This is a genomic window from Streptomyces sp. AgN23 (genome assembly GCF_001598115.1).
Taxonomy (GTDB): domain Bacteria; phylum Actinomycetota; class Actinomycetes; order Streptomycetales; family Streptomycetaceae; genus Streptomyces; species Streptomyces antimycoticus.
Genome location: NZ_CP007153.1, coordinates 7,603,770 through 7,617,038 on the forward strand (window position 1 = coordinate 7,603,770; position 13,269 = coordinate 7,617,038).

Consider the following 13,269-nt stretch of genomic DNA (forward strand, 5'->3'; position numbering starts at 1 on the left):
ACGGGCATGTCCCTGGTTCGCGCAGGGCCGTTTCCCGCCTGTCAGCGGCTGGTGGCAGGATCGGAAGCATGCCGGATCAGTCAGTACAGCCTTCCCCCGACCCCTATGACGCACTGCTGTTGCTCTCCTTCGGCGGGCCGGAAGGCCCCGAGGACGTGGTGCCGTTCCTGGAGAACGTCACGCACGGGCGGGGCATCCCCCGCGAGCGGCTGAAGGAGGTCGGCCGGCATTACTTCCTCTTCGGCGGGGTCAGCCCGATCAACGCGCAGAACCGCGAGCTGCTGCACGCGCTGCGCAAGGACTTCGCCGAGCACGGCCTGGACCTGCCGGTCTACTGGGGCAATCGCAACTGGGCGCCGTATCTGACCGACACCCTGCGCGAGATGACCGCCGACGGCCACCGCCGCATCCTGGTGCTGGCCACCAGCGCCTACGCCTCGTACTCCGGCTGCCGCCAGTACCGCGAGAACCTCGCGGACGCCCTGGCCGCCCTGGAGGGCGAGGGCCTGCCGCTGCCGCGCGTCGACAAGCTGCGGCACTACTTCAACCACCCCGGCTTCGTGCGGCCCATGGTGGACGCCACGCTGGCCGCCCTCGCCGAGCTGCCCGAGGAGCACCGCGCCGGGGCCCATCTCGCCTTCACCACGCACTCCATCCCGACCGCCGCCGCCGACACCTCGGGCCCGGTGGAGGCGCACACGGGGGACGGGGAGGGGGGCGCGTATGTCGCCGAGCACCTCGATGTGGCCCGGCTGATCGCCGACGCGGTGCGCGAGGAGACCGGCGTCGAGCACCCCTGGCGGCTGGTCTACCAGTCGCGCAGCGGCGCGCCGCACATCCCCTGGCTGGAGCCGGACATCTGCGATCACCTCGAGGAGTTGCACGGCGAGGGCGTGCCCGCCGTCGTCATGGTTCCGATCGGCTTCGTCTCGGACCATATGGAGGTCAAGTACGACCTCGACACCGAGGCCACGGCCAAGGCCGCCGAGCTCGGTCTGCCGGTCTCCCGCGCCTCGACCGTCGGCGCCGATCCGCGGTTCGCCGCGGGCGTGCGCGATCTGGTGCTGGAGCGCGCGGCCACCGAGCGCTTCGCCGAGGACCGGGCCGCGGCCGCCCCGGAGCGCTGCGCCCTGGGCGCCCTCGGCCCGAGCCATGACGTGTGCCCGGTGGGCTGCTGCCCGGCCCGCTCGCCGCGCCCCGCCGCCGCGGGCTCGGACTGAGCGTCCCCGCCCCGCCACCGCCGCTGCCCGTCCGGGCAATCCGCTAAGGAGCACGATGACCGACCCGCTCATGACCGAACTCCTCGAGACGGCGCTGGAGGCCGCCCGTGGCGCGGGGGACCTGCTGCGCGACGGCCGCCCGGCCGACCTCGGGGTGGCGGCCACCAAGACCAGCCCGATCGACGTCGTCACCGAGATGGACATCGCCGCCGAGAAGCTGATCACCGACATCCTCGCGCGCCGCCGCCCGCAGGACGGAGTGCTCGGGGAGGAGGGCGCCGACAGCGAGGGCAGCAGCGGGGTGCGCTGGGTGATCGACCCGCTCGACGGCACGGTGAACTACCTCTACGGGCTGCCGTCGTGGGCGGTCAGCATCGCCGCCGAGAAGGACGGCGAGACGGTCGTGGGGGTGGTGACCGCCCCGATGCGCGGCGAGACCTTCCAGGCGGTCCTGGGCCAGGGCGCCCGGCTGAACGGGGAGCCGGTGCACTGCCGCCCCGCCGCCCCGCTGGAGGAGTCGCTGATCGGCACCGGCTTCGGGTACGTGCGCGAGCGCCGCATAGGGCAGGCCAGGGTGCTCAACGATGTGTTGCCGCGGGTGCGGGACATCCGGCGCGGCGGATCGGCCGCCATCGACCTGTCCGATGTGGCCTGTGGCCGGCTCAACGGCTACTACGAGCGCGGGCTCAACCCCTGGGACTTCGCGGCCGGTGCGCTCATAGCGCGCGAGGCGGGCGCGCTCACCGGAGGGCGGCCTGGCGTCCCTGCCTCCACGGAGCTGACCATCGCCGCCGCCCCCGGCCTTTTCGAGCCGCTGAGGGGGCTTCTGGACGACCTGGGCGCCTGGCACGACTGATCCCCCCAGGGGCCATGCGCCGTCGGTCCACACCCCCGTCCACACACGGAAACGCCCCGGCGTCACGAGGACACCGGGGCGCTTCGGGGTGGTTACCGGATGTTTTCTGGATCACCATCCGGAGGTGAATGGGAATCGGCTACACGGAGGGAATCCGGATCTGGATCGGGTCCGGAATCCACAAGGGATCAAGCAAACGAGGCGCTTACTTCGACACCGTGCTCGGCGGCGAGGCGACGGAGGTCTTCCAGCTCCGACTGCTCCACGTCCACAAGAAAGTCGTCGCCCGTCTCACGGGCGCGAATGAGATCGGTCTTGGTGTTCTCTATGCGCTGCAGAATGCCTGCGGTGAACGCGTCCATGTGCGCCCCCTCGTCGTGGGTCGGTGGCACGGGGGTGTGCCGACGGCGGGACGATCACGTGCGTGGCCCTTGCCGACGGCAATGACAGTCAGAGATGCCGGAGACAAGGCGTGATCGCGGGTGTGCAATCGTCCTCCCCACCCCGTCCTGGGCGGAAACCTCGGGCCCCGAAAGAATCTGAATTCGGCGTTCCAGCCCGCTGCCGCCCCCGCCGCCGCGTCCATGATCGGTCCCCGGGATCCCGAGGCGATCCCTCTTACCGCCGGTTTATGAGACTTCGAGGCAGGATGGAGGCGCCGAACAATCATCGAGTTTGGCGAGATCATGCCCAGTGCGGCAATCAAGGAAGGACTAACGACGTGCGCGTACTCGTCGTCGAGGACGAGCAGCTGCTCGCCGATGCGGTGGCCACCGGACTACGCCGGGAGGCCATGGCCGTCGACGTCGTGTATGACGGAGCCGCCGCCTTGGAGCGCATCGCCGTCAACGACTACGACGTCGTCGTCCTCGACCGGGACCTGCCTCTCGTGCACGGCGATGACGTCTGCCGCAAGATCGTCGAACTCGGCATCCCCACCCGGGTCCTGATGCTCACCGCCTCCGGCGACGTCAGCGACCGCGTGGAGGGCCTGGAGATCGGCGCGGACGACTATCTGCCCAAGCCCTTCGCCTTCAGCGAACTGATCGCGCGGGTGCGTGCGCTCGGCCGCCGGACGACCGTCGCCCTGCCGCCCGTCCTGGAGCGCGCCGGGATCAAGCTGGACCCCAACCGCCGCGAGGTGTTCCGGGACGGCAAGGAGATCCAGCTGGCGCCGAAGGAGTTCGCGGTCCTGGAGGTGCTCATGCGCAGCGAGGGCGCCGTGGTCTCCGCGGAGCAGCTGCTGGAGAAGGCCTGGGACGAGAACACCGATCCGTTCACCAACGTGGTGCGGGTGACCGTGATGACCCTGCGCCGCAAGCTGGGCGAGCCCGCGGTGATCGTCACCGTCCCCGGCTCGGGTTACCGGATCTGATCCGGCATGGCGACGACTCCGACCCCGCTGCCGCCCACGGCACCGCCCAAGCCCAGCTGGGACCCCCAGGGCGCCTCGCGCCCCAACCCCTGGCTGCGCCCCACGATCCGGATACGGCTCACCCTGCTGTACGGCGGGATGTTCCTGATCGCCGGGGTGGTGCTGCTGACGATCATCTACCTGCTGGCCGCCCAGGCCCTGCACGTCGGCAACGAGCTGCCGTTCAAACTGGTCGGCGGCAGTGTCCAGCCGACCAACAACACCTGCCCCGAGATCATCGGCCAGAGCAGCCCGGACCAGTTCAACGCGGTCCTGAACACCTGCATGAAGGAGCAGCGCCAGCTGGCCCTGGACGGGCTGCTGCGCCGCTCCCTGATAGCCCTCCTGGGCCTGTCCGTGATCGCCTTCGCCTTCGGCTACGCGATGGCCGGGCGGGTGCTTTCTCCGCTCGGCCGGATCACCCGGACCGCGCGCCAGGTGGCGGGCTCGGACCTGTCCCGCCGGATCGAACTGGACGGCCCGGACGACGAGCTGAAGGAGCTCGCCGACACCTTCGACGAGATGCTGGAGCGACTGGACCGGGCGTTCACCGCCCAGCAGCGGTTCGTCGCCAACGCCTCGCACGAGCTGCGCACCCCGCTGGCGATCAACCGCACCCTGCTGGAGGTGCAGCTCTCGGACCCGCAGGCGTCCCCGGAGCTGGTCCAGCTCGGCAAGACCCTGCTGGCCACCAACGAGCGCAGCGAGCAGCTGGTGGAGGGCCTGCTGCTGCTGGCCCGCAGCGACAACGAGATCGTCGACCGCAAGCCGGTGGATCTCGCCGAGGTGGCCTCCCAGGCGATGGAGCAGGTCCGGGCGGAGGCCGAGGGCAAGGGCGTGGAGCTGCGCGGGCAGCGCGCTCCGGCGGTGGTCCAGGGCAACGGAGTGCTGCTCGAGCGGATCGCGTTGAACCTCGTCCAGAACGCGGTGCGGTACAACATCGCGGAGGACGGCTGGGTCGAGGTCACCACCGAGAGCCGGCCGGGTCAGGCCGTGCTGGTGGTGGCGAACACCGGTCCGGTGGTCCCCGCCTACGAGATGGACAACATTTTCGAACCCTTCCGCCGGCTCCGTACCGAGCGCACCGGCAGCGACAAGGGCGTCGGCCTCGGGCTGTCGATCGCGCGGTCGGTGGCGCGTGCCCACGGCGGCAGGATCGCGGCGGAGCCGCGCGAGGGAGGAGGCCTGGTGATGCGGGTGGTGCTCCCGGTCTGAGGCCGGGAAACCCGAGGCCGGGGGCCTGCCCGGGAGTTGTTCGCTTTGGGCGGAATTTTCGTGATCCGCCCACCCGAGGTAGGCTGTGTGATCGATCACATGGGCGATTTTCCGGCCATATACTCTGCGTGATCGTCGCGGTTGACGGAAAGCCGGGAAAATCCGGGTTTTCGGGGACCGTGATCACGGGAAGTACACGTCATGGCGCATGCGAGTGCGACATTCGGACCGTGTACGGTCCCGATGGCCATCCAACCCGATCACCTCTTCAGGGGTGCGGTTGGGTGTCGATTGAGTAACAGACCTTGATGTGAGGCAAAATCTCCGCCTCGGGTCGGGCACAAGTCCGGCCTCTCACGCGTTACGTGCGCTGGAGACACCACAGACACCCAGAGGGGGAGAGCGACATGGCAACGGATTACGACACCCCACGCAAGACCGACGATGACGTCAACGAGGACAGCATCGAGGAACTGAAGGCCCGGCGGAACGACAAGTCGGCGTCCACCGTCGACGTCGACGAGTTCGAGCAGGCCGAGGGACTCGAGCTGCCCGGTGCGGACCTCTCCAATGAGGAGTTGTCCGTCCGGGTGCTGCCTCGCCAGGCGGACGAGTTCACCTGCATGAGCTGCTTCCTCGTGCACCACCGCAGCCAGCTGGCCGCCGAGACCAAGAACGGCCAGCCGATCTGCCGCGACTGCGCGGCCTGAGCCGCGGGGTCGGCGTGGAGGCGGAGCACGACGACGTGGACGAGGCCGAGCGAGGCCGGATGGCCTCGCTCGCGACCAACCTCGGCCGTGGTGTGCGAAGAGGCGGTGAGCGCGCGAGAGCGGGGGTCTACGCGGTCGCCGACCGGATCATCGCCAATGCTCCACGCATTCCGGTCCGCGATCTCGAAACGCTGCGCGAGCAGTTTCCGGGGCTCGGCCCGGAAGAGCTCGCGGACAAACTGGTGGCCGGTGCCGCGGGTGGCACCGCCACAGTGGGCGCGGGCGTCGGTGCCGCGGCGATGCTGCCGACCCCGCCCGCCATGCCCACCGAGCTGGTCGCCGAGATCGTCGGCGTGGCCTCCATAGAGTTCAAGCTGATCGCCGAGCTGCACGAGGTCTACGGCGTGCGGGCGCCCGGCACGGTGCGTCAGCGCGCCATCGCGTATCTCGGCTGCTGGGCCGAGGAGCGCGGTATCGACGTCGCCCAGCCGGCGAGCGTCAACGCGGCCCTGGGCGTCCAGATGAAGCGCGAGCTGCGGCAGCAGGTCCTCAAGCGCAGCTTCCGGAATATGCCGGTCCTGGCGCCCTTCATGGTCGGCGCGGCCGTCGGAGCCGCGATGAACCGGCGCGACACCAAGAAACTCGCGCGCAAGGTCCGCAAGGACCTGCGGGCCGACCAGGTCCCCTGGGACCTCCCGCTGCCCCTGGAGAGATGAGCCCCTCGCGCGCCCCGCTCAGGCGGGTTGTACGGCCGTGAGCGCGGCGGCCAACGCCTCCGGATTCCGGGTGGACACATACACGTAGGGTGTCGGGTCCTCCGGATCGGTGACATCCACCCGCAGCGCGGTCGGGATGTAGCTGCGCAGCAGCATGAACGCCCGCGGATCGGCCTTGTAGGTCCGCCAGGCGGCCGCCTCGGCGGCGTCCAGCACCTGCGGGGTCCCCAGGGCCGACACCGGGATCCGCGCCTCGCCGGCCACCAGTGAGTCGGCCACCACGCGCACCCGGGCCGACCCGTACGAACTCACCGCGACACAGGCCAGCGCCGCACCGCCGATCAGCCCGCCGAGCATCGGCAGAGTCCCGAACGGCAGCATGATCAACCCCACGGAGACCCCGATCAGAACGGCGATGAACCACCAGGAACGGGGCGCGCTGAGGCGTTCTTCGTAAGGCTGCATGCGTATCAGCTTGGCATGGCCGCCGAACCGGACTGTTCTCGCGGGTAAGGTCAGCCGTTGTGACTGGACGAACGACAGGGCTGACGCCGCCGGAGGGTGCCACGGCACCCGTGCGCCACCCCGACGCGCCCGCGCCCGGGAAGCCCCTCGGCGTGCACTACGACCAGTGCTTCGGCTGCGGCGATCAGCCGGGGGGCCTGGGGCTGATCGCGCGGGCGGGCGAGGGCGTGAGCGTCGCCGCCGAGTTCACGGTGCGCAGCGGCCATCAGGGTGCGCCGGGCCTGGCCCACGGCGGGGTGCTGGCCGCGGCGCTGGACGAGACGCTCGGGGCGCTCAACTGGCTGCAGCGGGTGATCACGGTGACCGGGCGGCTGGAGACCGACTTCGTACGGCCCGTGCCGGTCGGCACCGAGCTGCATCTGGAGGCACGGGTGACCGCCGTGCACGGCCGGAAGGTCTACTGCTCGGCCACGGGCCGGATCGGCGCTCCGGACGGCCCCGTCGCGGTGCGGGCGCAGGCCCTCTTCATAGAAGTGCGGGTCGACCACTTCATCGAGAACGGCCGGGCGGAGGAGATCGACGCGGCGCTCGCCGATCCGGAGCAGGTGAAGGTCGCGCGCGCTTTCGAGGTGAACCCATGAGTCCGCTGCCCGTCGACGTGCCGATCCGCAGGGTGGACCCCGAGGTGCCCATCCCCGGGTACGCCCACCCCGGCGACGCGGGAGCCGACCTGGTCACCACCGAGGCGGCCGAGCTGGCTCCGGGAGAGCGCGCGGTTCTGCCCACCGGAGTGTCTATCGCGCTCCCGGAGGGGTATGCCGCCTTCGTGCATCCACGGTCCGGACTTGCCGCGCGCTGCGGCGTAGCCATGGTGAATGCCCCGGGGACCATCGATGCCGGGTACCGTGGAGAGATCAAGGTGATCGTGGTCAATCTGGACCCGCGCGAGAGCGTGCGGTTCGAGCGCTTCGACCGGATCGCCCAATTGGTCGTCCAGCAGGTCGAGAAGGTGCGCTTCCAGGAGGTGGCGGAGCTTCCCGGGTCGGCGCGGGCCGAAGGGGGCTTCGGGTCCACCGGCGGTCATGCCGCCGTGGACGGCACAACGGGCAGGGCAACGGGCGGGAATAGATACGCTTCGGTCGGTTCCGACCGGGAAGGACGATGACGTGTTCGGACGTCGCCGCAAGCGCAGCAAGGAGGACGTCGAGTCGCTCGACGTGACCTCCGACGAGTTGGCCGAGGACGCGGAGGACGCGGACGGCGCTGAGGGCACCGCCGCACCCGTGGAGGCCGGCCGGGTGAGCCTGCCGCCGGCCCCGCGCCCCGAGGGCCCCTGGGACGTATCCGAGGTGCGCGAGCCCGGCGAGGGCCGGGTGGACCTCGGTGGTCTGTTCGTACCCGGCGTCGAGGGCATGGAGCTGAGGGTGGAGGTCGCGGGGGACGCGATCGTCGCCGCGACCGTGGTGCTGCGGGACAGCGCCGTGCAGCTCCAGGGCTTCGCAGCGCCCAAGAAGGAAGGCATCTGGGGCGAGGTGCGCGACGAGATCGCCACCGGCATCACCCAGCAGGGCGGGGTCGTCGACGAGGTCGAGGGCCCGCTCGGCTGGGAGCTGCGCGCCCAGGTCCCGGTGCAGCTCCCGGACGGCAAGAACGGCGTGCAGGTGGTTCGCTTCGTCGGCGTGGACGGGCCCCGCTGGTTCCTGCGCGGGGTGATCTCCGGGCAGGGCGCGGTGCAGCCCGAGACCGGCAGCCTCCTGGAGGCGATCTTCCGGGACACGGTCGTGGTGCGCGGCGAGGGCCCGATGGCCCCGCGCGACCCGATCGTCCTCAAGCTGCCGGACGACGCCCAGATGGTGCCCGATGGGGTGCAGCAGGACGAGGCGCAGGGCTCGCGGTTCGCGGGCGGCGCCGACCGGCTCCAGCGCGGCCCGGAGATCTCCGAGGTCCGCTGAGCCGCCGTCGCGCGCGGCAGAGACAAGGCCCGAAGGGGCCCGGGGCAGGCCCCCGGGCCCCTTCGGCGTTTTTCGGAAGATCGCTTCGGGGATTTCGCGTGACACGGTGAACACATCCGCCGTACCGGCCGTACTCATGGGCGCGAGACCTTGTGACGCCCCGAGGGGAGAGGACGCGTCGCGAGACACACCCCCTGTCCGACCTCAACGAGGTGAGTGATCAGATGTCGCGTGGCCTTCCGTTACTGCACCGCCGGAGAATCCTCGTCTCCGGCGCGATCGGCGGTATCACCTGTGCGGCCGTCGTGGTGGGAGCCGCCATGGCCGGTCAGGACGACGGCAGCGGCGACGCCAATGCGTCGACCAAGGCCGCCCAGACCATCAGCTGCCCCGCCGTCGCCGGTTCCCTCCCGGAGATCCCGGCGGAGGCCCGGGCCGAGGTGGACCGCAACCTCGCCCTGCTGGACACGCAGATAGCGGAGGCCGACAAGCGGCTCGGCACCAGCCAGGGCGAGGGCGGCCCCAACTTCGTGCAGAACGCCATCCTGGGCCCGCTGAAGGACAAGCGGGCCTCGACGATCGACCGCATCGAACTCTCCTTCTCCCGCCAGGGCTCGACCGCCCCCTCCGGTCTCGACGCCCTGGCGGGCTGCTCGCTCACCTCCGGCTGAGCCGACGGCGTAAGGCCCGGCCCGAGGTGAGCGTCTGCCGGTGGGCCGTACTCTTCTCTGCGGAGTACGGCCCACCGGCTTTTCGCATGGGGTTCGCCCGGGGTGGCGCGGCCGGGTGTCAAAGGCGCGTCAAGACGGCGCCGACGGCCGTAAGGGAGCCGTCAAGGAACGGCCGGCCGGGCCGCGGACGGGGTTTGCTCTAACGCATCGCCCTCTGGAAGCTCGCCATGAGCTCAGGCGCCGTCCAACAGGGAAAATAGGGGTATGGGACGCGGAAAGTTGCGGATCTACCTCGGCGCGGCACCGGGCGTCGGCAAGACGTACGCGATGCTGTCCGAGGGGCATCGCCGGGTCGAGCGGGGCGCGGACCTCGTGGTCGGCTTCGTGGAGCACCACGGCCGTCGCCGTACCCAGGTGATGATGCACGGGCTCGAGGAGGTGCCCCGCCGGGAGCTGGAGTACCGGGGGAGCGTCTTCACGGAGATGGACGTGGACGCGGTGCTGGCCCGCCGCCCCGCCATCGCGCTCGTCGACGAGCTCGCCCACACCAACGTCCCCGGCTCCCGGCACGAAAAGCGCTGGCAGGACGTCGAGGAGCTGCTGCGCGCGGGCATCGACGTGGTCTCCACCGTCAACATCCAGCATCTGGAGTCGCTGGGGGACGTGGTGGAGTCGATCACGGGGGTGCGCCAGCGGGAGACCCTGCCGGACGAGGTGGTGCGCCGGGCCGACCAGATCGAGCTGGTCGACATGTCGCCCCAGGCGCTGCGCCGCCGTATGGCGCACGGCAACATCTACGCCCCCGACAAGGTCGACGCCGCGCTGTCGAACTACTTCCGGCCCGGGAACCTGACCGCGCTGCGCGAGCTGGCCCTGCTGTGGACCGCCGACCGGGTGGACGAATACCTCCAGCAGTACCGCGATGAGCACTCCATCCGCTCCACCTGGCAGGCGCGTGAGCGCATCGTCGTCGGGCTGACCGGCGGCCCGGAGGGGCGGACGCTGATCCGCCGGGCCGCCCGGATGGCGGCCAAGGGCTCCGGCAGCGAGATCCTCGCCGTCTACATCGCCCGTAGCGACGGCCTGACCTCGGCCTCCCCCAAGGAGCTGGCGGTCCAGCGCACCCTCGTGGAGGACCTCGGTGGGACCTTCCACCACGTCATAGGGGAGGACATCCCGGGGGCGCTGCTGGAGTTCGCCCGCGGTGTCAACGCGACCCAGATCGTGCTCGGCTCCAGCCGCCGCAAGACCTGGCAGTACATCTTCGGACCCGGGGTGGGCACCATGGTCGCCCGTGAGTCCGGGCCCGACCTGGACGTCCACATCGTCACCCACGACGAGGTCGCCAAGGGCCGCGGGCTGCCGGTCGCGCGCGGCGCCCGGCTCGGGCGCTCCCGGCTGATCGCGGGCTGGGTGGTCGGGGTGGCCGGCCCGGCCCTGCTCACGCTGCTGCTCACCGGCACCGGCGCCTCCCTCGCCTCCGAGGCCGGGCCCGGCTTCGCCAACGAGGTGCTGCTCTTCCTGTTCCTCAATGTGCTGGCCGCCCTGCTGGGCGGCATGGTGCCCGCCCTCGCCTCGGCGGCCGTCGGATCGCTGCTGCTCAACTACTACTTCACCCCGCCCACCCACGCCCTGACCATCGCCGACCCCGAGAACATCGTCGCCATAGCGATCTTCGTGGCGGTCGCCGTCTGTGTGGCCTCCGTGGTCGACCTCGCCGCCCGCCGCACCCACCAGGCCGCCCGGCTGCGGGCCGAGTCCGAGATACTGTCGTTCCTCGCGGGCAGCGTGCTGCGCGGCGAGACCAGCCTGGAGGCGCTGCTGGAGCGGGTCCGGGAGACGTTCGCCATGGACTCGGTGGCGCTGCTGGAGCGGGAGAGCGATGTCGCCCCCTGGACCTGCGCGGGCAGCGTCGGCAGCCACGACGGCACCCCGGCGCCTGAACGGCCCGAGGACGCGGAGGTGGACATGCCGGTCGGCGACCATATGGCGCTCGCGCTCTCCGGCCGGGTCCTGCCCGCCGAGGACCGCCGGGTGCTCGCCGCCTTCGCCGCCCAGGCCGCCGTCGTCCTCGACCGGCAGCGGCTGGCCCAGCAGGCCGGGCAGGCCCGTGAACTGGCCGAGGGGAACCGCATCCGCACCGCGCTGCTCGCCGCCGTCAGCCACGATCTGCGCACCCCGCTCGCGGCCATCAAGGCGGCCGTGAGCTCCCTGCGCTCCGATGACGTCGCCTGGTCGGAGGAGGACGAGGCGGAGCTGCTGGAGGGCATCGAGGACGGCGCCGACCGGCTGGACCACCTGGTGGGCAACCTCCTGGACATGTCCCGGCTGCAGACCGGCACCGTCACCCCGCTCATCCGGGAGATCGACCTGGACGAGGTGGTGCCGATGGCGCTCGTCGGCATCCCCATGGCCAAGGTCGTCCTCGACATCCCCGAGGAGCTGCCGATGGTCGCGGTCGACCCCGGGCTGCTGGAGCGCGGCGTCGCCAACATCGTGGAGAACGCGGTGAAGTACAGCCCGCCGGACCGCCCCGTGCTGGTCTCCGCGAGCGCCCTCGGCGACCGGGTGGAGCTGCGGGTGGCCGACGGTGGGCCGGGCGTGCCGGACAGCGAGAAGGACCGCATCTTCGAGCCCTTCCAGCGGTACGGGGACGCCCCGCGCGGTGCCGGGGTCGGCCTCGGGCTGGCCGTCGCCCGTGGCTTCGCCGAGGCCATGGGCGGCCGGCTGACCGCCGAGGACACCCCAGGCGGCGGTATGACCATGGTGCTCACGCTGCCCGTCGCCGCCGGTCGCCCGCCGACCGCCCCCGGCCTCCCGGTCCAGGTCGGCTCCACGTCAGGCACAACGACACGGAAAGGCAGGCCCGCCACATGAACCGGGTGCTTGTGGTCGACGACGAGCCGCAGATCGTACGCGCCCTCGTGATCAACCTGAAGGCGCGCAAGTACGAGGTCGACGCCGCCGGGGACGGCGCCACCGCGCTCCGGCTCGCCGCCGCCCGCCATCCCGATGTGATCGTGCTCGACCTCGGCCTGCCCGATATGGACGGGGTGGAGGTGATCAAGGGGCTCCGGGGCTGGACCCGGGTGCCGATCCTGGTGCTCTCCGCCCGTCAGACCTCGGACGAGAAGGTCGAGGCCCTGGACGCGGGGGCGGACGACTACGTCACCAAGCCGTTCGGCATGGACGAGCTTCTCGCCCGGCTGCGCGCGGCCGTCCGCCGTGCCGAGCCCGCCGGGCAGCCGGACGACTCGGTGGTGGTGGAGACCGATTCGTTCACCGTCGACCTGGCCGCCAAGAAGGCCCATCGCGACGGCCGCGATGTGCGGCTGACCCCCACCGAATGGCATCTGCTGGAGGTCCTGGTGCGCAACGCCGGCCGCCTGGTCAGCCAGAAGCAGCTGCTGCAGGAGGTCTGGGGCCCCTCGTACGGCACCGAGAGCAACTACCTGCGGGTCTATATGGCGCAGCTGCGCCGCAAGCTGGAGGTCGACCCCTCGCATCCGCGCCACTTCGTCACCGAGCCGGGGATGGGCTACCGGTTCGAGCGTTGAGCGGGGCGGGCGATCAGTGCGGGGACGGCGTTTCGGCCCCGGCGCACCGGTACGCTGGCCGTATGAGTTCCGTACCCCACCCCTCCGACGGGGCAGCCAGGGGAGACAGGTCCGGCAAACCGGTCGGCCGGTTCCGGCGGATGCTGGACCGGCTGTCGAGTTCCCAGGAGGAGCTGCACTCCGCCGAGCTGCAGCAGGACGCGGAGGCCGCGGGCTGCACCAAGATCGGCGACTGCGGCGACCGGCAGATCGTCAAGGTGACGGGCACGCTGCGCACGGTGACGCTCAGACCGCGGGCCGGAGTTCCCGCGCTGGAGGCGGAGCTCTTCGACGGCACCGCCGCGCTGGACGTGGTGTGGCTGGGCCGTCGCTCCATCATCGGGATAGAACCGGGGCGCAAGCTGATCGCCTCGGGCCGGATCTCCATGAGCCATGGGCGCCGGGTGCTGTTCAATCCGAAGTACGAACTCCGACCGCTCGGACAGGAGTAGCC

Annotated in this window: 15 protein-coding genes; 13 read left to right on the top strand and 2 right to left on the bottom strand. The window is 71.1% G+C overall.

Annotated features, from left to right (window positions below; all coding sequences use genetic code 11):
- The first annotated feature begins 68 nt into the window (after nt 1-68).
- Nucleotides 69-1,220, top strand: coding sequence for a ferrochelatase (locus AS97_RS33050; RefSeq protein WP_059141645.1), 1,152 nt, complete (start codon nt 69-71; stop codon nt 1,218-1,220).
- A gap of 55 nt (nt 1,221-1,275) precedes the next feature.
- Nucleotides 1,276-2,076: an inositol monophosphatase family protein gene (locus AS97_RS33055; RefSeq protein WP_210566152.1), complete on the top strand. Its 801-nt coding sequence runs from the start codon at nt 1,276-1,278 to the stop codon at nt 2,074-2,076.
- Nucleotides 2,077-2,264: 188 nt separating this feature from the next.
- Here AS97_RS33055 and AS97_RS33060 read toward each other — a convergent pair whose 3' ends face one another.
- The gene (locus AS97_RS33060) at nt 2,265-2,438 is read right to left on the bottom strand and encodes a hypothetical protein (RefSeq protein ID WP_014055412.1); all 174 of its coding nucleotides are present in this window, start codon (nt 2,436-2,438) and stop codon (nt 2,265-2,267) included.
- Between the two features lie 359 nt (nt 2,439-2,797).
- On the opposite strand from AS97_RS33060, the gene AS97_RS33065 reads away from it, so the two are divergent.
- The 4 genes from AS97_RS33065 to AS97_RS33080 all read left to right on the top strand — a co-directional run bounded on the left by AS97_RS33065 (nt 2,798) and on the right by AS97_RS33080 (nt 6,131).
- Nucleotides 2,798-3,451, top strand: coding sequence for a response regulator transcription factor (locus tag AS97_RS33065; protein WP_014055413.1), 654 nt, complete (start codon nt 2,798-2,800; stop codon nt 3,449-3,451).
- A 6-nt stretch (nt 3,452-3,457) separates the two neighbouring features.
- Nucleotides 3,458-4,705 carry a HAMP domain-containing sensor histidine kinase gene (locus AS97_RS33070; protein ID WP_059141647.1) on the top strand — a complete coding sequence of 416 codons (1,248 nt, stop codon included), beginning with the start codon at nt 3,458-3,460 and terminating at the stop codon, nt 4,703-4,705.
- A 407-nt stretch (nt 4,706-5,112) separates the two neighbouring features.
- On the top strand, nt 5,113-5,415 hold the full coding sequence (locus AS97_RS33075; RefSeq protein ID WP_009714537.1) for a DUF4193 domain-containing protein: 303 nt from the start codon (nt 5,113-5,115) through the stop codon (nt 5,413-5,415).
- Between the two features lie 59 nt (nt 5,416-5,474).
- The gene (locus tag AS97_RS33080; RefSeq protein WP_312847015.1) at nt 5,475-6,131 is read left to right on the top strand and encodes a hypothetical protein; all 657 of its coding nucleotides are present in this window, start codon (nt 5,475-5,477) and stop codon (nt 6,129-6,131) included.
- An 18-nt stretch (nt 6,132-6,149) separates the two neighbouring features.
- Here AS97_RS33080 and AS97_RS33085 read toward each other — a convergent pair whose 3' ends face one another.
- On the bottom strand, nt 6,150-6,596 hold the full coding sequence (locus tag AS97_RS33085; protein ID WP_059141649.1) for a DUF3093 domain-containing protein: 447 nt from the start codon (nt 6,594-6,596) through the stop codon (nt 6,150-6,152).
- A 59-nt stretch (nt 6,597-6,655) separates the two neighbouring features.
- Between AS97_RS33085 and AS97_RS33090 the strand changes: the two genes are divergently transcribed.
- From AS97_RS33090 to AS97_RS33120, 7 genes are all read left to right on the top strand, one after another.
- Entirely contained in the window at nt 6,656-7,237 is a 582-nt protein-coding gene (locus AS97_RS33090; RefSeq protein ID WP_059141650.1) for a PaaI family thioesterase, read from the top strand.
- Entirely contained in the window at nt 7,234-7,761 is a 528-nt protein-coding gene (gene dut / locus AS97_RS33095) for a dUTP diphosphatase (protein ID WP_059141651.1), read from the top strand. Before AS97_RS33090 ends, dut begins: the two co-directional genes overlap by 4 nt.
- 1 nt (nt 7,762) lies before the next feature.
- Nucleotides 7,763-8,548: a DUF3710 domain-containing protein gene (locus tag AS97_RS33100; protein ID WP_059141652.1), complete on the top strand. Its 786-nt coding sequence runs from the start codon at nt 7,763-7,765 to the stop codon at nt 8,546-8,548.
- Between the two features lie 224 nt (nt 8,549-8,772).
- The gene (locus AS97_RS33105) at nt 8,773-9,219 is read left to right on the top strand and encodes a hypothetical protein (protein WP_210566153.1); all 447 of its coding nucleotides are present in this window, start codon (nt 8,773-8,775) and stop codon (nt 9,217-9,219) included.
- Nucleotides 9,220-9,483: 264 nt separating this feature from the next.
- Nucleotides 9,484-12,096 carry a sensor histidine kinase KdpD gene (locus AS97_RS33110; protein ID WP_210566154.1) on the top strand — a complete coding sequence of 871 codons (2,613 nt, stop codon included), beginning with the start codon at nt 9,484-9,486 and terminating at the stop codon, nt 12,094-12,096.
- Complete coding sequence (locus AS97_RS33115) at nt 12,093-12,776, top strand: response regulator (RefSeq protein WP_059141659.1); 684 nt, start codon at nt 12,093-12,095, stop codon at nt 12,774-12,776. The genes AS97_RS33110 and AS97_RS33115 overlap by 4 nt, the downstream gene beginning before the upstream one ends.
- A gap of 62 nt (nt 12,777-12,838) precedes the next feature.
- Complete coding sequence (locus AS97_RS33120) at nt 12,839-13,267, top strand: OB-fold nucleic acid binding domain-containing protein (protein WP_079059087.1); 429 nt, start codon at nt 12,839-12,841, stop codon at nt 13,265-13,267.
- The last annotated feature ends 2 nt before the right edge of the window (nt 13,268-13,269 follow it).

Coding starts and splice junctions, on each gene's coding strand:
- AS97_RS33050 (WP_059141645.1), top strand. CDS start 69: ATGCCGGATCAGTCAGTACAGCCTTCCCCCGACCCCTATGACGCACTG.
- AS97_RS33055 (WP_210566152.1), top strand. CDS start 1,276: ATGACCGACCCGCTCATGACCGAACTCCTCGAGACGGCGCTGGAGGCC.
- AS97_RS33060 (WP_014055412.1), bottom strand. CDS start 2,438: ATGGACGCGTTCACCGCAGGCATTCTGCAGCGCATAGAGAACACCAAG.
- AS97_RS33070 (WP_059141647.1), top strand. CDS start 3,458: ATGGCGACGACTCCGACCCCGCTGCCGCCCACGGCACCGCCCAAGCCC.
- AS97_RS33075 (WP_009714537.1), top strand. CDS start 5,113: ATGGCAACGGATTACGACACCCCACGCAAGACCGACGATGACGTCAAC.
- AS97_RS33080 (WP_312847015.1), top strand. CDS start 5,475: ATGGCCTCGCTCGCGACCAACCTCGGCCGTGGTGTGCGAAGAGGCGGT.
- AS97_RS33085 (WP_059141649.1), bottom strand. CDS start 6,596: ATGCAGCCTTACGAAGAACGCCTCAGCGCGCCCCGTTCCTGGTGGTTC.
- dut (WP_059141651.1), top strand. CDS start 7,234: ATGAGTCCGCTGCCCGTCGACGTGCCGATCCGCAGGGTGGACCCCGAG.
- AS97_RS33105 (WP_210566153.1), top strand. CDS start 8,773: ATGTCGCGTGGCCTTCCGTTACTGCACCGCCGGAGAATCCTCGTCTCC.
- AS97_RS33110 (WP_210566154.1), top strand. CDS start 9,484: ATGGGACGCGGAAAGTTGCGGATCTACCTCGGCGCGGCACCGGGCGTC.
- AS97_RS33115 (WP_059141659.1), top strand. CDS start 12,093: ATGAACCGGGTGCTTGTGGTCGACGACGAGCCGCAGATCGTACGCGCC.
- AS97_RS33120 (WP_079059087.1), top strand. CDS start 12,839: ATGAGTTCCGTACCCCACCCCTCCGACGGGGCAGCCAGGGGAGACAGG.